This window comes from Mycobacterium sp. NGS16, from assembly GCF_059813225.1.
In genome coordinates this window covers 738,038-757,570 of sequence record NZ_JCALEE010000002.1, presented here as the reverse complement: position 1 = coordinate 757,570, position 19,533 = coordinate 738,038, and the positions used below count along the sequence as shown (strand labels likewise).

Here is a 19,533-nt window from a genome sequence, read left to right as displayed (position 1 = left end):
CTCGGTTCATGCGGAGGCGGCGGCCAGCAGCTTGCTGTCCTCGTCGGCGAACGTGTCTTCCAGTTGCACGGGTGAGTAGTCCAGGTCGATTTCGCCGACAGGGCGGCCGCGGGCGCTGCTGATCGTGCCGAAGCGGCGCATTCCCTTGTCCATGGCGTAGTTGAACACCACGTCGGGCGACAGGCCGAATGGGGTGTCGCCACCGTAGATCGCGTCTCCCTCGGCGGTGTAGCTGCCCAGTAGCGGCATGAGCTCGTTCATGCGGGCTTCGAACACCGTCCAGTTCGCGTCGTCGGCGGCGACGTGGCGCCGGCAGGTGAAGGTGCCCCAAGCCATGTGGCGTCGCTCGTCGTCGGCGATGTGCCCGACCAGCGCCTGCATGCCCGGAAGGATGCCGTGCTGCACGCAGATCTTGTGCCAGGCATAGTAGCCGGTCAGCGCCAGCGTGCCCTCGACGAAGTGGTTGTAGGTCACCGACGCGCGCACCTGCGCCGCCGGTGACGGATCACTCGACAACGCGGCGAGCGATTCCGGCAGCTCTTCGTTGAAGATCCGCCGATAGGTCGGCAGCGGTTCCAGGTAACTGTCGAGCTGCTCGGTGATCCCGACCGCGTCGAGCCACATCCGGAACACCTGGGTGTGCTTGGCCTCCTCGAAGGCGAACTGGGTCAGATACATCTCGTCGCCGAGGCGGCCCTCGGCGCGCATCGCCGCCATGAACGGCTGGATGTCCTGGGTCACCGACTCCTCACCGGCGATGAACTGCGCGCACAGCCGGACGGCGTAATCGCGTTCCCGGTCGGTCAGCGATTCCCAGTCCTGGCGGTCACGGGAGAAGTCGATGTCGGCGGGGTTCCAGAATTTCGCGTTGCCACCGGCAAAGAGCTTGAGCGGCAGACTATCCCAATTCAGTCCGCCCGCAGCCAGGGAGTCGAAATGGGTACGGGTCATGGAACTGCCTCCTCCGATGGGTGCCGAGGGCGAGTTGTCTCGCCGCCGAATGCCGCGGCCAGCACGGCGACCAGCCGGCGTACCGCCAGGGCCGGTTGTTCCGGGGTGGGCTCGTCGAGTCCGAGGATGGGGTCGATTCCCCGCACGTAGGGGGCCAGCGCCAGATGCGGGAAGATCAGCAGCAGCAGCGACAGCAGCGCCTCGGTATCGGCGTCGGCGCGCAGATCGCCGCGGTCGCGTGCCTCACGTACCAGGGGGCGTAGCACCTCCAGGTAGTGCCGGTGCATGACCGTACGCACACTGATCCGGGCGTCGGTGTCGACTTCCAGGCTGGCGGCGGCGTGCAGGGCCCGCTCCCGCGGGTGATCGGCGAAGTAGGCGACCCACACGTCGAGCATGTCGGTGAGGAATTCGAAAAACGGCCTGCTGGAGTCGAGTTCGACGATCTTTCGCTCCATGTGGGAGCGCACCCGTTGACCCGCGGTGTCGGCGACGAACGCGTACAGGTCGGCCTTATCGGCGAAGTACTGGAACAGGCTGCCCTTGGCAACCTTGGCACGCCGGGCGATGACGTTGAGGCTGCCGTGCGAGAAGCCGCGCGAGCTGAACTCCGCTTCGGCGGCCTCCAGCACGGCGGCCCGGCGTACCGGGTCGACCCGTCCCCACGTCACCGTCGGCATCGGACCACCTCACTGGAATGACCACTGGTCATCCTAGTGTGAGGTGCATCACGTCACAAGGGGGCGACGGCGGCCGGTCTGCGTGTGCGTGACAGCAGTTCGTCGAGGATCAGCCCGGCGCCGATGGCCAGCATCCAGGAGTCCTTGGCCAGCGGGATGCCGTCCGGTGTCGGACGCAGGCTCTGCCTGCGCCGCAGCCCCGGGGTCCGCAGGTACATCCCCAGCAGGCCACCGGAGAACCCCACCAAACCTGCCCCGGCAAGCATCGACGGCACCACCGGGATGAGCAGTGCCGCGCCCAACGCCGCCTCCGCGTAGCCGAGCAACCGGGTGAAGGCCATCGGGTCGAACGATGAGAGGAACGGGTAGGTACCGGATGCCATCCCGTGTACCTGTTGGGCCGTCTGTTCGTCGGGTTCGGTGTGGTTGATTCCGGCGTCCAGAATGAACGCCCCGGTGGCCAGCCGCACCGGAAGGTGACGCAGCCGCATCAAGATCTTCATTGGCGAATCTCCATCTCGTAGGTGGCCGTGGTCTACCCGAGGAGGAGTTGGGTCAATCGCGAGCCGCTGGTCAACCCAGCTTGGCGGCGACGCCCACCACCCGGGTGGCCAGGTGATCGAGCGCGGCGAGAGTGGCGTCGTTCAGCTCGTTCTGGTTGTCCGGGCCGGTGACGTGCCCGACCCCGTAGGGGTTGCCGTCGGCGAACTTGACCGGGTCGGTGTAACCCGGCGGCACCAGAATCCCGCCGAAGTGCATCAGGGACACATAGAGATTCAGCAGCGTAGCCTCCTGCCCGCCGTGCTCGGTCTGGCTGGAGGTGAAGCCGGCGTAGACCTTGTCGGCGAGCGCCCCCTGGGCCCACAACCCGCCCAGCGAGTCGAGGAACGTCCGCAATTGGGCTGCCGGAGAACCGAACCGGGTGGGCGAGCCGAAGATGACCGCATCGGCCCAGACGATGTCGTCGCCGGTGGCGGCCGGTTGGTCCTTGGTCGCCTCGTAGTTGGCCGTCCACGCGGGGTTGTGCGCGAAGGTGGCCGGGTCCCGTGTCTCCTCGATGTGCCGCAGCCGCACCTCGGCGCCCGCCGCCTCACCCGCCTTCGCCACCCGCTGCGCCATCGCCGTGCCGTGTCCGGTGGCCGAGTAGTAGATAACCGCCAACTTCGTCATTTTCACTGCTCCTTACTGTTGGGCGCCTGCAAGCAGGCGGTGCATCTCATCGAGTTCGGCGCTGACCGCTTCGCCGCGGCCGGGCGCGCACATTTGTACAATTCGCGCGAAATCGTTGGCCCCCTGGGCGATCCGCTCGTCCAGCCCACGCGCACCAAAGTCCGATGTGGCGGCGTAGACCCCGGTGGGTGACACCAAAGCGTGCAGATAGCTGAACATCGGCCGCAGGGCGTGATCGAGCACCAGGGAGTGCCGCTCGGTTCCGCCGGTCGCTGCGATGAGCACCGGCGTGCCGTTCAGGGTCTGCTCCGGAAGTACGTCGAAGAACGACTTGAACAGTCCGCTGAAGGTCGCGTTGAACGTCGGCGTCACCGCGATCAGCCCGTCGCAGCCGGCGACCGTCTCAAACACCTGCTCCAGTTCCGGCGCGGCGAACCCGGTCAGCATGGCATCGGTGATCGCCCGAGCCAGGTGACGCAGCTCGATGATGTCGATGTCGCCATGGCCGAGCTTGGCGCGCACCGCCTCGCCTAGCCGCTCGGCCAGCAGCCGGGTGGACGACGGCTCACCCAGCCCACCGCTGATCACCACCAGTTTCAAGACGCCTCCCGGATCTCGGGCCGACGCGCGGCCGCAACCAGCGACCGGTGCGTCGGCGCGTCGGGAACGTGCGCCGGCCGGCCGATCGCGAATTCCTTGCGCAACACCGGGATAACGTGCTCACCCAGCAGATCGAGCTGTTCCAGCACCGTCTTCAGCGGCAGGCCCGCATGGTCTATCAAGAACAGTTGGCGCTGGTAGTCACCGACGTAGTCCCGGAAGCCCAGGGTCTTGTCGATCACCTGTTGTGGTGAGCCGACCGTCAGCGGGGTCTGGGCGCTGAACTCCTCCAGGCTCGGGCCGTGCCCATAGACCGGGGCGTTGTCGAAGTAGGGCCGGAACTCGTTCACCGCGTCCTGACTGTTGGCCCGCATGAACACCTGCCCGCCCAGCCCCACGATCGCCTGGTCGGCGCCGCCGTGGCCGTAGTGCTCGAAGCGCTGACGATAGAGCTGCACCATCCGCTTGGTGTGTGACGGCGGCCAGAAGATGTGGTTCGCGAAGAAGCCATCGCCGTAATGCGCGGCCAGTTCGGCGATTTCCGGACTGCGGATGGAACCGTGCCAGACAAACGGGGGAACCCCGTCCAGCGGGCGCGGCGCCAGCGTGAACCCGTGCAACGGAGTTCGGTACTCCCCGTCCCAGTCGACGACGTCCTCGCGCCACAGCCGGCGCAACAGCTGATAGTTCTCCACCGTCAGCGGCAGGGCCGCCCGGATGTCCTTGCCGAACCACGGGTACACCGGGCCGGTGTTGCCGCGCCCCAGCATCAGATCGACCCGGCCGTCGGCGAGGTGTTGCAGCACGCTGTAGTCCTCGGCCAGCTTCACCGGGTCGTTGGTGGTGATCAACGTGGTGGCGGTGGTCAGCTGGATCCGTTCGGTCTGGGCCGCGATGTAACCCAGCAGGGTGGTCGGCGACGAGGGCACGAACGGCGGGTTGTGATGCTCGCCGGTGGCGAAGACGTCCAGGCCCACCTCCTCGGCCTTCTTGGCGATCGCCACGGTCGCTTTGATCCGCTCGGCTTCGGTCGGCTTGCGGCCCGTGGTGGGGTCGGCGGTGACATCGCCGACGGTGAAGATGCCGAACTGCATACCAGTGCTCGACACGCCTGCCCTCCTCATGTTGGCTACTCTAGCTGATAGTTGACAACGAAACTAGTTTCCCATTATTCCGGCCGCTACCGCCGGGACACTCGTTCCAAAATCAACTATTGTGGTGGGCATGGACACGCAGTGGCTCAGCCCGGAGGAACATCGGATGTGGCGCGGGTACCTCGACAGCACCCGACTGCTGCTACGTGCCCTGGACCGGCAACTGGCCACCGACGCGCGGCTCAACCTGCCCGACTTCGAGATCCTGGCACTGTTGTCCGAGGCCCCGCAGCACCGGATGCGGATGAACGAGCTGGCCGACATCACTGTTACGACCCGCAGCGGGGTCACCCGAGCGGTCAAACGGCTGACCGACGCCGGCTGGGTCCACCAGGTCAAATGCGAGGAGGACAAACGCGGGCAGTACGCCGAGCTCACCGAGGCGGGCATGGCGAAGCTGCGCGAGGCGGCGCCCGGGCACGTGAACGCGGTGCGCGCCAACCTCTTCGATCTGCTCAGCCCGCGTGAGGTGGAACTGTTCGCCCACGCCTACGCACAGATCCGCGACAATCTCGTACACGACGGCTAGACGTCCCTACGATCACCCCATGTCGCAATGTCACACCGTTCGCGGACCGATCGACACCGCCGACCTCGGCGTCACCCTGATGCACGAACACGTGTTCATCATGACCACCGAGATCGCGCAGAACTATCCGGACGCCTGGGGCGACGAGGACGCCCGGGTGGCCGACGCGATCGCCCGGCTCAACGAGTTGAAGGCCGCCGGAGTCGACACCATTGTCGACCTGACGGTGATCGGGCTGGGCCGCTACATTCCGCGCATCGCTCGGGTCGCCGCGGGCACCGACCTGAACATCGTGGTGGCCACCGGCGTCTACACCTACAACGACGTGCCGTTCTTCTTCCACTACCGGGGGCCCGGCACCATGCTGGACGGCCCGGAGATCATGGCCGACATGTTCGTCCGCGACATCGAGTCCGGCATCGCCGACACCGGGGTCAAGGCGGCGATCCTCAAGTGCGCCACCGACGAACCCGGCGTCACCCCCGGTGTCGAGCGGGTGCTGCGCGCGGTCGCCCAGGCCCACCGGCGTACCGGCGTACCGATCTCCACCCACACCCACGCCGGGCTGCGGCGCGGCCTGGAACAGCAACGCATCTTCGAAGAAGAGGGCGTCGACCTGTCCCGCGTAGTCATCGGGCACTCCGGGGACAGCACCGACCTGGGCTACCTGGAAGAACTGATCGCGGCCGGCTCGTATCTGGGCATGGACCGATTCGGCATCGACCTAATCCTGCCGTTCGAGGACCGGGTCAACACGGTGGCGCAGCTGTGCGAGCGCGGCCACGCCGACAAGATGGTGCTCTCCCACGACGCCAACTGCTATTTCGACGCGCTGCCCGGTGAACTGAGCTCGGTGGCCGCCCCCAACTGGCATTACCTGCACATCCACAATGACGTGATTCCGGCGCTGCGGCAGCGCGGCGTCACCGACGACCAGCTGCGCACCATGCTGGTGGACAACCCGCGCAAGATCTTCGAGACCTCCGGGGCCTACTGAGCGCGTTCAGGTCTGCGCGGCTCGGCTGGCAGCGGTGAACTGAATCGACCGCAGCAGGGCACGCAGCCGCTCGGGCGTGGCCTCGTCGGGTTCGCTGAGCCGCAGCTGCAGCAGTTCACGACCGACCGCGGCCACGATGCGGGCGGTGTAGTCCGGGTCCGGCAGATCCGGAAGCGTGCGCAGCAGTTCGCGCGTGAGAAACCCCCGGACGGCGGCCTCGGCGCGGGCCAGGCGCTCGTGCAGCTCCGGTGGCGCCCCCTGCGGCGGAAACAGGAACAGCCGCCACGTCGGCGCGTGGCCGTCGGCGGCCCGCAGCACCCCGTCGAACACCCGCGCCAGGAAGCCCTCGGCTTCGGGATTTTCGGTGCCGGTGATCGCATCGGCGAACTGGGCGGCCGCCCGGCCCGCTTCCCGGTCAATAAGCGCGACGAAAAGCCCGGCGGGACTGCCGAATTGCTGATAGATCAGCGAGCGGTTGACGCCGGCCGCCACCGCGACCCGGTTCGGCGTGGCCGCGTGGAACCCCTCGGCGTCGACGATCGCATGGGTGACGTCGAGGATCTGCTCTCGCCGCGCCTCACCTGACATCCGCCGCCGGCCGCTCGGAATCACGCTTGACAGCATAACTAACGGGCTGTTAGCTGTAACTAACGAAATGTTAGTTAATCGGAGGTCTTCTGTGCCCACGCTGCCCACGTCGCCCTTGCACTACCCCGAGCTGCACGAGCGGGTCCGCCGACAGGCCGAGCTGCTGCCGGAGCTCTACGGCGACTTGGACTTCGACACGCAGCCCTACCGCACGACGACCAACCCCGATGACGTCTCGTCACTGCGCGGCCGGCCCTCCACCCGAGCCAAGCTGCTCGCCGACGAAGCCGCGGTCGAGCTGATCTCGACGGCGACCTGGCTGGGCGATGTGGTGTCGGACTCCTATGCCGCGCTGATGGGCCAATACAGCGTCAGCACCCTGATCAGCATGCTCAAGCTGGCCTGCCGCAATGGCATCGACGCGGTGCCCGACGCGCCGCCCGAGCTGGCCGCGTTCATCGCCGACATGGAAGCCACCCCGGACTGGCTGGACATGGACCTGGTGCGCGAGGGTGCCGAGCATTCCCGTATCCCGATGGCGCTGTTGGCGCCGTTCGTCGTCCGCGGGGCGTTCATCGCGACCTTCCTCAACACCTACGCGGCGCTGCCGATGGCCTTGACCGGGGCCCTGTCGGGCAATCGCGCCGCGCGCCGGGTCAATGAGACCACCAGTTTCTTCGCGGTGACCACCCTGCCCGGCGCGCTGGACCGGTACGGGCCGGGCTTCGAGGCGGCGGCCATGGTGCGGCTGATGCACTCGATGGTCCGCTTCAACGCGCTCAAGCGTTCCCCGAAGTGGGACGTCGAGGTCTACGGGCTGCCGATCCCACAGCTCGATCAGATGCCGGCCGGGATGATCAACCTTTACCTGCTCGCGATGGACGCCCGCCGCCAGGGCCGCACGGACTTCACGCCGAGCGAGCGCGCCGTCGTCGAATTCACCCGCTATCGCTGCGTTCTGCTCGGCCTGCCCGAGGAGTTGCTACCGACCACCCCCGGCGAGATCATCCGGGTGCTCAGTGCCCGTTCGGCGATGCTGCGCGACGACTTCGATGACGCCACCTGCGGGGAGTTGGTCCGCTCGACCATGGCCGCTTATCTGCGGCAGGAGGACACGATGCGCGAGCGCATCGCCGATGCAGTCGAGAAGAGCTACAGCAAGTTCTTTTTCGTCCGGATGTTCGCCGGCGGCAAGCGTGCGGTGGCCGCCAAGATGGGTGTCACACTCGGGGCGGGCGACTATCTGCGGATGGCCCTGACGGCCCCGTTCGTGTACGGCCGGGTGTTGGTGGTGCAACGCGCTGTCCACACGCCCGGCTTGCGCCGGATCACCAACGCCTATGTACTCCGGCTGCTCAAGCGGCGGCTGAAGGCCTACGGTACGGCCGAATACACCAGCGATGTCGCCGAGTACACGCCGTCCGGCAGGGCCGCCTGAGGGGCGTCGGTGCGCGCGGCGCGGTGCCGGGTCTCCCAGCCGCGCAGCTTCTCCCGGCAGGGCTGCTCGACCAGGGCGTAGCTGACCGCGGCGATCGCGACAGTGAACACCATGGTCAGCACGAGCACCACGGCCATGTCCCCGGTGAACGCGAAGCGGCCGATCACCGGGAACACCATGTCGAGGGCGGCCAGGTGCCAGATGAAGATGCCGTAGGACCAGCGGCCCAGTGTGACCATCGGCGCGCTGGCCAGAAATCGGTGCGGCGTGTCGGGCCGGTCCAGCACCAACGGCGCCAGCAGCGCCCAGGCCAGCACACCGCCCATGGCGGTGCGCACGATGAACTGGCCGACGGTGGCCGAGGTCAACCCCTCCGGGCCGGCCAGCGGCGAGGCGGCCACCAGAAACGCGGCGAGGGTCAACACCGCCATCGGCAGGCGCCGGCGGGCCAGCCGGTGCACCCGGCCGACGGGACTGAACGCCCACTCGGCCAGCAGCATGCCCGCCCCGAACCAGCAGCCGTAGGCCGGCGCCCAGTTCAGCGGGTTCACCCCGTAAGGGGTATGGATCGGCAGGTATCCCCAGCCCAAACTGAGCAGCGACACCGCGGCGATCACCGGCACCCGGGCGCGCACCGGCAGGTGCTTGGCCCCCAGCGCCAGCAGCGGCAGGGCGATGTAGAAGCTGACCTCCACCGCCAGGCTCCACATCTGGGTCAGGCCCGGGGTCAAGGTCAGCGGCACATAGATCTGCGTCATCGTCAGGTTGGCCAGCCAGACCGTCAGGCTGGCGCCACCGGCGTCGGGCAGCAGGGCCAGGATCACCACCACCGACACCAGGTAGGCCGGCATGATCCGCACCACCCGAGACCGCAGGTAGTGCCCGGTGCGCGGCGCCGGGCGCAGCCCGCGCGCGGCCGCGGCATGCCCCCGCCACAGCAGGAATCCGCTCAGGGCGAAGAACACCGCCACGGCCATGTCGAAACGCCCCCACAGCCGGCCGGTGATCCCGGTCGAGTGCCCGGTCTGAAAGGCGACGTGCGTGATGACCACACCGATGGCGGCGCAGGCGCGCATCCCCTCGACCGCGGGCAGGAAGCCGCGCACACCCCCAACCTGCTGGTTCATCTGATCACGATCCAAAACATCAATGGACACACAGTAGCTGTTTGAGGTTCTGCTGTTAGGGTCAGACAGATTTAGGTGTGGGTTGGAAAAGGAGGGTACGGCGACGTGAACCGAGCAGTCATGATGCGTATCGCGGCATGCGCAGTCATGGGCCTCGGCGCCGCCTTGCTGATCGCAGCCCTGTTGCTGTCCACCTACACCGCGGGCCGGATCGCCAAGATCCCGCTCGACCTCGAGGTAACGTTGATCAGCAATGGCAGCGGCGCCGCGCTCGACCCGGAGTCGCTCGGGAGTGAACATGCCGTCGTCGATCAAGATGTGCCGCTGGTGGCCCAGCAACAGATCGGGGTCGAGTCGCCCGCCAACGCCGAGGTGGTGACCCTGCAGGCCGGCTCGTCGCTGCGGCGTGCCGACCGGCAGAAGGACACCGGCCTGCTGCTGGCCATCGTCGACACTGTGACGCTGAATCGCACCTCCGCCGAGGCCGTTTCGGACGACACCCACCCGGGCGGCTCGGTGCAGCGGCCCCGCAATTTCGACGACGACAGCCCACCCACCAACATCGCGCTGCCGCACGAGGGGCTGTCCTACCGGTTCCCCTTCGACACCCAGAAGCAGTCCTACCAGTACTTCGATCCGATCGCCCAGAAGGCCTACGAGGCCAACTACGAGGGCGAGGACGATGTCAACGGGCTGACCACCTACCGGTTCGTCCAGAACGTCGGCTACGACCCGGACGGCAGCTTGAGCGAGCCGGTGCGCTATCCGTCGCTGTACGGCCACGATGAGGACGGCGAGATCACCGCTCCGGCCCGGATGTGGAACATCGAGGGCGCCGACCCCGACGAGGACATCACCATGACGCGGTACTACGCCGCGCAGAAGACGATGTGGGTGGATCCGGTCTCGGGCACCATCGTGAAATCGAAGGTGCACGCCAACCACTACTACGCTCGCGACCCGCTGAAGCCGGAGGTGGCGCTGGCCGACTACACGGTCACCAGCTCCGAGGAGACCATCGAGGCACAGGTCGACGCCGCCCGCAACGAGCGCGACCGGGTCGCCCTGTGGTCGCGGGTCCTGCCCATCACGTTCACCGCCGCTGGGCTGATCTGTTTGATCGGCGGTGTTCTGGTCGGCTGGTTCAGCCTGCCGGCCGAGGCCGCCCTGGGCCGGCCGGGCCGCGGTTCCGACGGTGGGTTCTTCGGCGGCTTCGCACCCAAGTCACCGTCGGCCGAGCCCGCTTCGGGCGCCGAGGCCGAGACGGAGAAGCTGCCGACACAGCGTCCGCAGCTGGACCGCCCGGCGACGCCACCAGAGCCCGGCCCACCGGATCGCGGAAACCCCGATCCAGCAACCGATCAGCCCTAACCCCGCGGTGGTGCGGGCCGGGCGCTGGATTGCGCCGTGCTACGCACTGGGGCTGACGCTGCTCATACTTGCGCCGCTGCTGTGGCCGGGTTATCTCCTGTTGCGCGATGCGGTGTCGACGCCGCGGTCGTATCTGACCTCGACCGCCCTCGGCCTGGGTGAGGCGGCGCCGCGCGCGGTACCGCAGGACTTCGCTGTGGCGCTGGCTTCGCGACTGGCCGACGGCGGCATCGTGGTCAAAGCGCTGCTGCTCGCGGGTTTATGGCTGGCCGGCTGCGGTGCGGCAAGGCTGGTGGCCACGGTGCTGCCGGCCGCGGGGCTGCCCGGCCGGCTGGTGGCGGTCACCGTCGCGATCTGGAATCCCTATGTGGCCGAGCGGTTGTTGCAGGGGCATTGGAGTCTGCTGGTGGGCTACGGATGCCTGCCGTGGGTGGCGGTCGCGATGCTGGAGCTGAGGTCCGGTGGCGGCGGGCTGTTCGGGTTGGTGTTCTTCCTGGCACTGGCCGGATTGACTCCGACCGGGCTGCTGTTGGCCGCGGTGGTGGCGCTGGTGTGCGTCGCGGTGCCGGGTGCGGGGCCGCCGAGGTGGTGGTGTGCCACGAGCGTGGTGGCGATCGCGACTACCGCCGCGCTGCCCTGGCTGATGGCCTTGATGGTGAGCCCGGGATCTGCGCGCGGTGAATCCGCCGGGGTGTCGGCGTTCGCGGCCCGCGCCGAGCCGGGGCTGGGCACCCTGGGCAGCCTCGCCGGGCTCGGCGGGATCTGGAATGCCGACGCGGTACCTGGTTCGCGGGCAACGGTTTTCGCATTGCTGGCGACGGCGGTATTCCTCGGTGTGGTGGCGCTGGGGCTGCCGGCGGTGCGAGACCTGCCCGCCGCGCGGCCCCTGCTGGTGCTGGCGGGCGCGACGGTGCTGGTGTTGGCGATCCTGGCCACCGGCCCGGGCCTGGCGGTGCTGCGCTGGGCGGTCGATGTCGCGCCCGGTGTGGGGATGCTGCGCGACGGCCACAAGTGGGTGGCGCTGGCGATGCCCGGTTACGCGCTGGCCGGCGCGGGCGCGGTAGCGGGTCTGCGAAAGCGGCTGCCACCGGCCCGGGCGGCGCTGCTGTGTTGTGCCGCGCTGATCCTGGTGCTGCCCGACCTGGGCTGGGGCGTGGCTGGGCGGCTCAAACCGGTGCGGTACCCGCCCGGCTGGGCGGCGGTGGCGGCCAAGATCAACGCCGATCCGCGCCCGGTGGCCGTGCTGCCGGCCGACACGATGCGGCACTTCTCCTGGGCCGGTCCGGCGCCGGTGCTCGACCCGCTGGGCCGTTGGGTGCGCGCCGAGGTGCTGGCGACCGGCGATCTGCGTGTCGGGGAGCAGACCGTACCCGGCGAGGGCAGCCACGCCCGCGGGGTACAGCAGGCGCTGCTCTCGGGCGCGGACCCGGCCATGCTCGGCGTCTACGGGGTGGGGTGGGTGGTCACCGAGTCCGGTTCGGACGGCGAGATGGGAGCTGCGCCAAAAACCCTGATGCGGTTGCCGATCGCCTACCGCGACTCCGACTTCACCGTCTACCGGGTCGGCGGCCGTGCACCCGAGGTCTCCGCCGGCCCGCGCCGGGCCGTGCTGGCGGCGCACCTGATATGGCTGGCGATGCTGCTGGTGGGTGCGGGCGGTCTGGCCGCACCGCTGGTTCGCCGAACCTACAGGGCGGCGAAGTAGAAGCCGAACAGCAGCCCGAACAGCGCCAGCAGCCAGCCGTTCGTGGTCACCTTGAGCCAGGTCGGGGCGTGGCGGACCTCCATGAAGTGCCATATCACCAGCTGCGTCTTGAGCGCGGCGATCGACAGCACTACCACGGTGACGGTGGCGTTCAGGTGCGCTTCGCCGCCGTCGCGGGCGGTCTGCCACGACGCGATCGTCACCACCGTAAGCAGCGCCCACACGAAGATCAGCGGGTTGCGGCGGTACGCGGTCACAGCCATCACCTCATCAAGTACAGCAACGCGAACAGGATCAGCCACAAGACATCGACCATGTGCCAGTAGGTTGCGCCGGTCTCCACCAACGAGATTCGTGGTTCGGCTGCCCCGCGTAGCTCGCGGACGACGAAGCACAGAATCACCAGCCCCAGGAACACGTGGCACAGGTGCATTCCCGTCATCACGAAGTAGTACATGAAGAACAGGTTGGTTCCCGGTGTCATCCCGGCGGTGACCTCCGGGATGTATTCGAACATCTTGAAGAGGGGAAACGCCGCACCGCAGGCCAGCGCGACGCAGAACAGCCGGTGGGCTTCCGGGGTCCTTCCGGCTCGGGCGGCAGAGGTGCCGAGTGCGACGAAGAGCGAACTGGTCAGCAGCACGACGGTGTTGACGATCCCGATATTCAGGTTCACCTTCGCCTGGCTGGCCAGGAACATGGCATGGTCTTGGCCGCGGAAGTACGTGTAGGACACGAAGTAGGCGGCAAAGATGAACAGGTCGCCGATGACGAAGAACCACATGCTGGCTTCGCCGGGCAGGTGCCCGCGCGCCTGGGGGTTTGGCGTCATCTCGTCGGCACCGATGCCGAGCCCCGCTTCGACTTCGGTCATGTGCCGGCTCCGGCGGGTTCCAGCGCAACCCAAGCGTTTTCGAGCTCGGCCTCGGGCTGGTTCTTGATCGATCGGTAGATGCACGCGTAGACGATGAACTGCCATGAGACGTAGAGCGTCATGGCGAGCCAGAACGTCATCAGACCGTTCCAGGCGAAGGGCCCTGACTTGGTGATCCACACCGGCGCGGCCATCAACTCGGTCACGTATTGCCAAACGGTGTAGTAGCCCAGCCATTTCGGCAGGATATTGTTCTCGTCGAGAATGATCGCCAGGCCGAAGGCCATCCACATGATGCAGAAGCATCCCAGCGAGCCGATGAACGCCAGGTAGCCGAAGTCGTAGAGCATCGCCAAGATCGCCGGGTCGTAGCCGGGGCGGAATGCGCCGAGCCCGAAGCAGAACATGCCGAACAGCATGCCGACGATGGTGCCGGTCATCGCGCCCATCATGACGGTGTACCGGAACACCGGGCTGACCGACATCCGCTTGATCTGGATGAGGTAGCAGGCATTCGATACTGGCGCTAGGCCGAAGGCCAGTGTCAGCACGGTGCAGGCGATCAGCAGGTTGTGCGACTGCATGAAGTCGAGGATCTGGGGCTGCGAGACGCTCGGTGAGCGGGGCGGCATCATCCAGCTCAAGGGGACGAAGACCAGCCCGAACAGCGCGAAGAAGACCGGGACCGACCAGAAGGCGACCCACTGATCCCGTTTCGCGGCCTTGGTCATGCCAGCGCCTCGCGCTCGTCACCCTGGCGATTCACCACATCGCGCAGAACCGCGAACATGACCACGAGATAGCCGGCGAAAACGCTGAGCCGCAGGGTGAACGAGAGCGAACCGTCCCAGGCCAGCGGCCCGGTTTTGTACAGCAGCGAAAACGCGCTCGGAACCAGCAGTGCGGCCACCGCGATGTTGAAGTGCGCCACCCAGCGCGGGAAGACCGGGGCTGGCCGGGCGTCCAGGTAGATGCTGACGGCCAGGCAGAGATTCTGCACGATGATGGTGCCGACGGGTGCGATGAAGAAGAACCACGCCATGTCGTTGAGCAGGCTGATGAGTTGCGGGTCGCGTTCGGGCCGGAACGCCGCCATCGCCCAGCAGTAGTCGGCGAGGATGAATGCCGTCAGGCCCACTCCGACGCAGAGCAGGTAGGCGTAGGTGAAGACGCTGCTCGACGTCGCGGTCCGGGAGATCTGCACCGCGGTCACCGCGAAGAGCGGAACCAGCGAGCACGCGATGAGATTGCACAGGATCGTGACGCCCAATATGCCGGTGACGTTCTCGGCGAAGAAGGCCGCGACTTGTTCGGGGGTCAGCGTCGGCGACAGCGGCGGCGAGAATACCGGGAACAACAGATAGGCCAACGCGAACAAGGCCGCCGACGGCGGCACCGTCCACAACAGGATGCGTTGCCCCCTGGTGTTCATCCCCGTCGCTGTCGTCATCGCCCACCCTGCCTGGTCTGCCACCACCCGCTCGGTTGCTAGGTCTAACACACTCACTGACAAATGACAACGAAAATGCCGCCGCTCATCGTTCAGCTACGCGTAAATAGCCAGTCCAGGGACATCTTCAGGTGACATCCGTCAATGATCGACTGGGGTGCGGCACAATGGGCGCGTGCCCGAGAGTGCGACCCAGCGTGAGACCCAACGCCGCAGAACACGTGCTCGAGTGCTCGACGCCGCGATCGTGGAGTTTCAGCGGGCCGGCACCAACGCGGCAGACATCAACGCCATCGCCAAGGCGGCCGGGGTGGCACGCAGTACCTTCTACTTCCACTTCCCCACCAAGGAGCACGTGCTGCTCGAGCTGATCCGACGAGACGAGATGCGCCTCGCCGAAGAACTCAGTCGATTCCTCGACACGCGCCGCTCGCTGGCGGCGGTGCTGAAGGTGATCGTGGAGCTGGTTCTGGCCCTCGAAAGCCGCTGGGGTGCAGCGCTGTTCCGCGATGTGCTCAGTCTCTACTTCTCGCCCAGCCGGCCCGAACCGGAGCAGTGGGCCAGCCACCCGACGTTCGTGCTGCTGGCCGCCGAGATCGAGCGTGCCCGCATTCGCGGTGAGCTCTACGACGACGTGGACTCCTACCACAGCGCGGCGTTCTTTCTCCTCGGTGTCTACGCGCTGCTGACCACGGTGGGCGAATCCCAGGCGGAACGCGATGTGGCACTGAAGAAATTCGTGACCAGCACCCTGCGCAGCATGGTTCCGCAGGCCTGATGGCGGCGTCATCCGGAGATTGAAGCCGGTGTCGGTGGCTGTAGGTGTACCGGTACAGGCCGGGGCCGGATCCGCAGAAGTGACCCGCTCGGATCACGCTATTGGAGAGCAGCAACGCCGGGCAGCTCGCCGCCGCGTCGCATAAGGGCGCGCCCCAGTGTCGCCGATAAGGCGTACAATCGAAAGTATGTTCGAAGCGATCGACTTGCCTGGCCCCGACGCCCTCGCCGAGCTCGACGAGGCCGCGCTGGTGGCAGCGATCGGAGGGTGGGCCCAAGCGGAGGCCGTCGCGGCCTCCCGCCGCCTGGCGGCGATCGCCGAGCTGGTGGGCCGCAAACTGTACGACGACCCAGCGCGTTCGAAATGGGCTTGCGACGGCTGGGACGCGGTGGCCGCCGAAGTCGCTGCTGCCTGCGATATCAGCCACAGCAAGGCATCCGGGCAGATGTACTTGGCTTCGGCGCTGCGCGAACGCCTCCCCAAGGTGGCGGCACTGTTCGCCGCCGGACAGCTCAACGCGGCCCTGGTGTCCACCATCTCCTGGCACACCACCTTGATCCAAGACCCTCGGGCCATTGCCGCGGTCGATACCGCCCTGGCCGCCGACGCCCTGCATTACGGGCCGCAGTCGGCGTTCAAGACCGGGCAGGCCATCGACGCGGTCGTCGAGGCGCACGACCCGCAGGCCCTGCGCCGTAGCCGTCAACATGCCCGCTCCCGCGACCTGGTGGTCGACAAACGCAACACCGACCACGCCACTACCCCGCTGTGGGGCCGGCTGCACGCCCACGACGCCGAAGCCCTCGACCGGCGGCTGATGGTGATGGCGCACAGCGTCTGCGACGACGATCCGCGCACCATCGCCCAACGTCGCGCCGACGCCCTCGGCGCGCTGGCCGCCGGCGGGCAGACCCTGGCCTGCGGGTGCGGCAACGAGGACTGCCCTGCCGTCCAGGACCGTCCGGCAAGCTCGGTGCTCATTCACGTGCTGGCCAGCGCCGAAAGCCTGGGCACCGGTGTCGACGCGCACCGCAACGGTGAAGACCCACCGTCGCCGCCGATCGACCGCCGGAACTTGTTCGCGCCAGTGGAGCGCCCCGTCGAGCCCGACCCGCCCCCGAAGGCCCCGCCGGCGCTGCTGCTGGGCGGGCCGCTGATCCCGGCACCGATGCTGGCCGAGCTGATCGCCGCCGGCGCCACCATCAAACCGGTGCGACACCCCGGACCTGATAATGCCCCCGAGCCGAGGTACCGGCCCTCGACCGCATTGGATGAGTTTGTGCGCTGCCGGGACATGACGTGTCGGTGGCCCGGTTGTGACCGGCCGGCGGAATTCTGCGACCTCGACCATGCCATCGCCTACGCGCTCGGCGGGCCGACACATCCGTCGAATCTGCGTTGCCTGTGCCGAAAACACCACTTACTCAAGACGTTTCACGGTTGGCGCGACCGCCAACACGCCGACGGCACCATCGACTGGCTCAGTCCGACCGGCCAGACCTACACCACCCGCCCCGGCAGTCGGCTGTTGTTCCCCGCCCTCTGTGAACCGACAGGCCGGCTACCCGCACCGACTGACCGGCAATCGGATTCGTCCGGCCGAAGCCTGATGATGCCCATCCGACGGCGGACTCGGGCCCAGAACCGAGCCCGGGCGATCGTCGCCGAACGCGCCCTCAACACCAGGCCACCGCCAACCTGAGCCCTCAATCCAGGAACCGGGCGCGCACTTCGGGGGCCGGCAGCGGGCAGGTGTCGTGCTTGCCGCCGATTCGATAGCGGACGGCGGCGAAACGGTCGTAGAGCCGGTCACGGATTGCGGCGGGAATGAGGCGGGCCGCCAGAAGTAGCCGGAACGGCCCGGCCAGATAGCGCACCACCTCCAGGGCCCCCGCTGATCGGACACTGACTCGCTCATCGGGTCGACCTGGGTTTTCGACGAACACCATGGAGTCGATGTCCTGCAGATCCGGATGGCGCTCGATGACCGCGCGCGCGAAGTCGCTGTCCAGGGCGGCGAATCGCAAGGTGCCGTGCCGGTCGTGGCGAAGGATGGTCTGGACCGATCGGTTGCAGACCCCACAGACGCCGTCGTAGAGCAGCACGGGAGTCGCGTGATCGTCGGTCATCGGCGCACCTCCGCGTCGCTCAGACCACGCCGCTGACGTACCGACGCTCGCGGACCGCCGCCAAGACCTCGCGGAACCCGTCAGCGCTTTGCCGCCAAGAGAATTCGGCGCTGCGATCCTGCGCCTTGCCGCCGAGCTGTTCACGCAGCACCGCGTCGTCCAACAGGCGATGTAGCTGCTCGACCAGCTCATCGCGATCATCGACCAGCAGCCCGGTCACGCCGTCGACGATCGAATCGGACAGCCCGCCGGAAGCCCGGTAGCCGATGGTGGGCACTCCGTGCTGGCCGGCTTCGATGACGGCCAGGCCCCAGCCCTCTTTGCGCGACGGCAGCACATGCACCCACGCCTGTTGCACCAGATGGTGTTTGGTGTCCTCGTCGACGTGGCCGTGGAAGGTCACCGCATCGGTGATCCCCAGTGCTGCCGCGTGCTGCACCAGTCGGTCGCCCCACCAACCGCCGCCGATGACGTCCAGTCGCAGGCCGGGCACGCGGGGACGCAGCGCGGCGACCGCATCGAGTGCGTCCTCGATCTGCTTGTGCGGCACCAGCCGCGACAGCACCACCACCCGAGGGGTGTCGGCGCGCGGACCCGCCAGCGTCGCCGCCGGCGCCTCGTCGAGGCCGTTGCGCACCACCGCGATGCGTTCGGCGCCTACGCCGAGTTCGATCAGGTCGCGTGCTGAGGGCAGCGACACCGTCAGGTACTGATTGCGGCGGTTCAGCCACGGCGACAATTTCGACTCCACCAGCCAGCCGATCCGGCTCAACACCGGTCCGGCCACCGGCCACTGCTCACGGTGGCAGTGGTGCACCAGCATCGCCACCCGGCGCCCGTAGATCAGCCGCGCCAAAAACGGCAGCCCGTTCTGGGTGTCGATCACCGCGTCCGGCCGCACCTGCCGCAGCGGCCCCAGCCCGAGGCGTGCCGCCGCCATCACCGCCAACGCCCACAGATACACCGTGTAGGGACCGCCGCGGCGACTGATCCGCACCCCGTCGATCACCTCGTGTTTGGGTGCGCCCGGATAGCGGGCGGTGCGCAGCGTGACCGCGACTCCGCCGGCGGCCAGCTCGGCGCCGATGCGCTGCAGATAGGTCTCGCTGCCGCCGCCCTGCGGATGCCCGGTGTCACGCCAGCACAGCAGCAGGACGGAGCGCACAGCAGACACAGCACTACAGGGTAGTCCCGCCGGTGGCGCTTAAGCTGGGGCCGGTGGCCGCCACCGACCTGTTCGCACGACACGCGACGCTGGCCCGCTCGGTGCGCCTGCTGGGCCAGTTCCGTCACGAACAGAGCGACCCGGCCCGCTTCTATGGTGCGTTGGCCCTCGACACCGCCACCCTGGTCACCGAGCTGTGGCGGGGCGTCAACGGGGACGACCCCACCGGCAGAACCGTGCTCGACGTCGGCGGCGGGCCGGGTTACTTCGCCACCGCATTCGCCCAGGCGGGCCTGCGCTACATCGGGGTGGAACCGGACCCCGCGGAAGTGCATGCGATGCACGCGGCCGGGTCCGCGTCGTCCCCGGGCACCTTCGTGCGCGCCTCCGGGACGGCGTTGCCCTTCGCCGATGACAGCGTGCACATCTGCCTGTCTTCCAACGTCGCCGAGCACGTGCCGCGGCCCTGGCTGCTGGGTAACGAGATGCTGCGGGTCACCAGGCCGGGCGGGCTGGTGGTGCTGTCCTACACGGTGTGGCTGGGTCCGTTCGGCGGCCACGAGATGGGTCTGACCCACTATCTGGGTGGGCACAGAGCCGCGGCACGCTACACCCGCAGGCACGGCCATCCGCCCAAAAACAACTACGGTTCGTCGTTGTTCGCGGTCTCGGCGGCCGAGGGCCTGGAGTGGGCCCGTCACACCGGCGCACTGGTCGCGGCTTTTCCCCGTTATCACCCGCGATGGGCATGGTGGATGACCGCCGTCCCGGGCTTGCGCGAGTTCGCCGTGAGCAATCTGGTGCTGGTTCTGCGACCCGACTGACTC

At 67.8% G+C, this 19,533-nt stretch carries 22 protein-coding genes; 8 read left to right on the top strand and 14 right to left on the bottom strand.

Annotated features, from left to right (window positions below; translation table 11 throughout):
- Positions 1-6 precede the first annotated feature (6 nt).
- The 6 genes from AC5Y4Q_RS09305 to AC5Y4Q_RS09280 form a co-directional block, all read right to left on the bottom strand.
- On the bottom strand, positions 7-951 hold the full coding sequence (locus AC5Y4Q_RS09305) for a R2-like ligand-binding oxidase (RefSeq protein WP_064920210.1): 945 nt from the start codon (positions 949-951) through the stop codon (positions 7-9).
- A complete protein-coding gene (locus AC5Y4Q_RS09300) occupies positions 948-1,631 on the bottom strand; it encodes a TetR/AcrR family transcriptional regulator (RefSeq protein WP_064920209.1) in 684 nt (227 codons plus the stop codon). The genes AC5Y4Q_RS09305 and AC5Y4Q_RS09300 overlap by 4 nt, the downstream gene beginning before the upstream one ends.
- Positions 1,632-1,684: 53 nt before the next feature.
- Positions 1,685-2,134, bottom strand: coding sequence for a hypothetical protein (locus AC5Y4Q_RS09295; protein ID WP_064920208.1), 450 nt, complete (start codon positions 2,132-2,134; stop codon positions 1,685-1,687).
- A gap of 70 nt (positions 2,135-2,204) precedes the next feature.
- Complete coding sequence (gene wrbA, locus AC5Y4Q_RS09290; RefSeq protein WP_064920222.1) at positions 2,205-2,801, bottom strand: NAD(P)H:quinone oxidoreductase; 597 nt, start codon at positions 2,799-2,801, stop codon at positions 2,205-2,207.
- A gap of 12 nt (positions 2,802-2,813) precedes the next feature.
- Positions 2,814-3,392: a CE1759 family FMN reductase gene (locus AC5Y4Q_RS09285; RefSeq protein WP_234786310.1), complete on the bottom strand. Its 579-nt coding sequence runs from the start codon at positions 3,390-3,392 to the stop codon at positions 2,814-2,816.
- Positions 3,393-3,397: 5 nt separating this feature from the next.
- On the bottom strand, positions 3,398-4,495 hold the full coding sequence (locus AC5Y4Q_RS09280) for an LLM class flavin-dependent oxidoreductase (RefSeq protein WP_499958785.1): 1,098 nt from the start codon (positions 4,493-4,495) through the stop codon (positions 3,398-3,400).
- Between the two features lie 130 nt (positions 4,496-4,625).
- On the opposite strand from AC5Y4Q_RS09280, the gene AC5Y4Q_RS09275 reads away from it, so the two are divergent.
- Positions 4,626-5,084 (top strand): MarR family winged helix-turn-helix transcriptional regulator, encoded by a 459-nt coding sequence (locus tag AC5Y4Q_RS09275; protein WP_064920205.1) that lies wholly within the window; start codon positions 4,626-4,628, stop codon positions 5,082-5,084.
- A 19-nt stretch (positions 5,085-5,103) separates the two neighbouring features.
- Positions 5,104-6,081: a phosphotriesterase family protein gene (locus AC5Y4Q_RS09270; protein WP_064920204.1), complete on the top strand. Its 978-nt coding sequence runs from the start codon at positions 5,104-5,106 to the stop codon at positions 6,079-6,081.
- A gap of 6 nt (positions 6,082-6,087) precedes the next feature.
- On the opposite strand, the gene AC5Y4Q_RS09265 is transcribed toward AC5Y4Q_RS09270, so the two are convergent.
- Entirely contained in the window at positions 6,088-6,669 is a 582-nt protein-coding gene (locus AC5Y4Q_RS09265) for a TetR/AcrR family transcriptional regulator (protein ID WP_064920221.1), read from the bottom strand.
- 100 nt (positions 6,670-6,769) lie between these two features.
- Between AC5Y4Q_RS09265 and AC5Y4Q_RS09260 the strand changes: the two genes are divergently transcribed.
- Positions 6,770-8,107 carry an oxygenase MpaB family protein gene (locus AC5Y4Q_RS09260; protein WP_234786311.1) on the top strand — a complete coding sequence of 446 codons (1,338 nt, stop codon included), beginning with the start codon at positions 6,770-6,772 and terminating at the stop codon, positions 8,105-8,107.
- Here the strand turns inward: AC5Y4Q_RS09260 and AC5Y4Q_RS09255 are convergent.
- Positions 8,044-9,234 carry an acyltransferase family protein gene (locus AC5Y4Q_RS09255; protein ID WP_234786309.1) on the bottom strand — a complete coding sequence of 397 codons (1,191 nt, stop codon included), beginning with the start codon at positions 9,232-9,234 and terminating at the stop codon, positions 8,044-8,046. The genes AC5Y4Q_RS09260 and AC5Y4Q_RS09255 overlap by 64 nt on opposite strands.
- A 105-nt stretch (positions 9,235-9,339) precedes the next feature.
- On the opposite strand from AC5Y4Q_RS09255, the gene pgfA reads away from it, so the two are divergent.
- Complete coding sequence (gene pgfA, locus AC5Y4Q_RS09250) at positions 9,340-10,605, top strand: cell envelope lipid trafficking protein PgfA (protein WP_165604270.1); 1,266 nt, start codon at positions 9,340-9,342, stop codon at positions 10,603-10,605.
- 7 nt (positions 10,606-10,612) lie between these two features.
- Complete coding sequence (locus tag AC5Y4Q_RS09245; protein WP_125225318.1) at positions 10,613-12,310, top strand: MmpA family trehalose lipid delivery protein; 1,698 nt, start codon at positions 10,613-10,615, stop codon at positions 12,308-12,310.
- Here AC5Y4Q_RS09245 and AC5Y4Q_RS09240 read toward each other — a convergent pair.
- The 4 genes from AC5Y4Q_RS09240 to AC5Y4Q_RS09225 are packed head-to-tail and all read right to left on the bottom strand — an operon-like array spanning position 12,292 to position 14,634.
- On the bottom strand, positions 12,292-12,567 hold the full coding sequence (locus AC5Y4Q_RS09240) for a cytochrome C oxidase subunit IV family protein (RefSeq protein ID WP_064920220.1): 276 nt from the start codon (positions 12,565-12,567) through the stop codon (positions 12,292-12,294). The two genes, AC5Y4Q_RS09245 and AC5Y4Q_RS09240, sit on opposite strands and share 19 nt — an antisense overlap.
- 5 nt (positions 12,568-12,572) lie before the next feature.
- Positions 12,573-13,184 carry a cytochrome c oxidase subunit 3 gene (locus AC5Y4Q_RS09235; RefSeq protein ID WP_064920199.1) on the bottom strand — a complete coding sequence of 204 codons (612 nt, stop codon included), beginning with the start codon at positions 13,182-13,184 and terminating at the stop codon, positions 12,573-12,575.
- Complete coding sequence (locus tag AC5Y4Q_RS09230) at positions 13,181-13,915, bottom strand: hypothetical protein (RefSeq protein ID WP_125225319.1); 735 nt, start codon at positions 13,913-13,915, stop codon at positions 13,181-13,183. Before AC5Y4Q_RS09230 ends, AC5Y4Q_RS09235 begins: the two co-directional genes overlap by 4 nt.
- Positions 13,912-14,634 carry a hypothetical protein gene (locus AC5Y4Q_RS09225; RefSeq protein ID WP_064920219.1) on the bottom strand — a complete coding sequence of 241 codons (723 nt, stop codon included), beginning with the start codon at positions 14,632-14,634 and terminating at the stop codon, positions 13,912-13,914. The genes AC5Y4Q_RS09230 and AC5Y4Q_RS09225 overlap by 4 nt, the downstream gene beginning before the upstream one ends.
- A 157-nt stretch (positions 14,635-14,791) precedes the next feature.
- Between AC5Y4Q_RS09225 and AC5Y4Q_RS09220 the strand changes: the two genes are divergently transcribed.
- Positions 14,792-15,412, top strand: a complete 621-nt coding sequence (locus tag AC5Y4Q_RS09220) for a TetR/AcrR family transcriptional regulator (RefSeq protein ID WP_125225320.1) — start codon at positions 14,792-14,794, stop codon at positions 15,410-15,412.
- A 187-nt stretch (positions 15,413-15,599) separates the two neighbouring features.
- Positions 15,600-17,114, top strand: coding sequence for an HNH endonuclease signature motif containing protein (locus AC5Y4Q_RS09215; RefSeq protein WP_499958698.1), 1,515 nt, complete (start codon positions 15,600-15,602; stop codon positions 17,112-17,114).
- Between the two features lie 4 nt (positions 17,115-17,118).
- Here the strand turns inward: AC5Y4Q_RS09215 and AC5Y4Q_RS09210 are convergent, their stop codons facing one another.
- Entirely contained in the window at positions 17,119-17,541 is a 423-nt protein-coding gene (locus tag AC5Y4Q_RS09210) for a thiol-disulfide oxidoreductase DCC family protein (RefSeq protein ID WP_064920195.1), read from the bottom strand.
- Positions 17,542-17,560: 19 nt separating this feature from the next.
- Positions 17,561-18,715: a glycosyltransferase family 4 protein gene (locus AC5Y4Q_RS09205; RefSeq protein WP_125225537.1), complete on the bottom strand. Its 1,155-nt coding sequence runs from the start codon at positions 18,713-18,715 to the stop codon at positions 17,561-17,563.
- 44 nt (positions 18,716-18,759) lie between these two features.
- Here AC5Y4Q_RS09205 and AC5Y4Q_RS09200 point away from each other — a divergent pair, with 44 nt between their 5' ends.
- Positions 18,760-19,530 (top strand): class I SAM-dependent methyltransferase, encoded by a 771-nt coding sequence (locus tag AC5Y4Q_RS09200; protein ID WP_064920193.1) that lies wholly within the window; start codon positions 18,760-18,762, stop codon positions 19,528-19,530.
- Positions 19,531-19,533 lie beyond the last annotated feature (3 nt).

Bases quoted from the DNA above. Each gene is read 5' to 3' on its own strand.
- AC5Y4Q_RS09305 (WP_064920210.1), bottom strand. From the start codon at position 951: ATGACCCGTACCCATTTCGACTCCCTGGCTGCGGGCGGACTGAATTGG.
- AC5Y4Q_RS09300 (WP_064920209.1), bottom strand. From the start codon at position 1,631: ATGCCGACGGTGACGTGGGGACGGGTCGACCCGGTACGCCGGGCCGCC.
- AC5Y4Q_RS09295 (WP_064920208.1), bottom strand. From the start codon at position 2,134: ATGAAGATCTTGATGCGGCTGCGTCACCTTCCGGTGCGGCTGGCCACC.
- wrbA (WP_064920222.1), bottom strand. From the start codon at position 2,801: ATGACGAAGTTGGCGGTTATCTACTACTCGGCCACCGGACACGGCACG.
- AC5Y4Q_RS09280 (WP_499958785.1), bottom strand. From the start codon at position 4,495: ATGCAGTTCGGCATCTTCACCGTCGGCGATGTCACCGCCGACCCCACC.
- AC5Y4Q_RS09275 (WP_064920205.1), top strand. From the start codon at position 4,626: ATGGACACGCAGTGGCTCAGCCCGGAGGAACATCGGATGTGGCGCGGG.
- AC5Y4Q_RS09270 (WP_064920204.1), top strand. From the start codon at position 5,104: ATGTCGCAATGTCACACCGTTCGCGGACCGATCGACACCGCCGACCTC.
- AC5Y4Q_RS09265 (WP_064920221.1), bottom strand. From the start codon at position 6,669: ATGTCAGGTGAGGCGCGGCGAGAGCAGATCCTCGACGTCACCCATGCG.
- AC5Y4Q_RS09255 (WP_234786309.1), bottom strand. From the start codon at position 9,234: ATGAACCAGCAGGTTGGGGGTGTGCGCGGCTTCCTGCCCGCGGTCGAG.
- AC5Y4Q_RS09235 (WP_064920199.1), bottom strand. From the start codon at position 13,184: ATGACCGAAGTCGAAGCGGGGCTCGGCATCGGTGCCGACGAGATGACG.
- AC5Y4Q_RS09230 (WP_125225319.1), bottom strand. From the start codon at position 13,915: ATGACCAAGGCCGCGAAACGGGATCAGTGGGTCGCCTTCTGGTCGGTC.
- AC5Y4Q_RS09225 (WP_064920219.1), bottom strand. From the start codon at position 14,634: ATGACGACAGCGACGGGGATGAACACCAGGGGGCAACGCATCCTGTTG.
- AC5Y4Q_RS09215 (WP_499958698.1), top strand. From the start codon at position 15,600: ATGTTCGAAGCGATCGACTTGCCTGGCCCCGACGCCCTCGCCGAGCTC.
- AC5Y4Q_RS09210 (WP_064920195.1), bottom strand. From the start codon at position 17,541: ATGACCGACGATCACGCGACTCCCGTGCTGCTCTACGACGGCGTCTGT.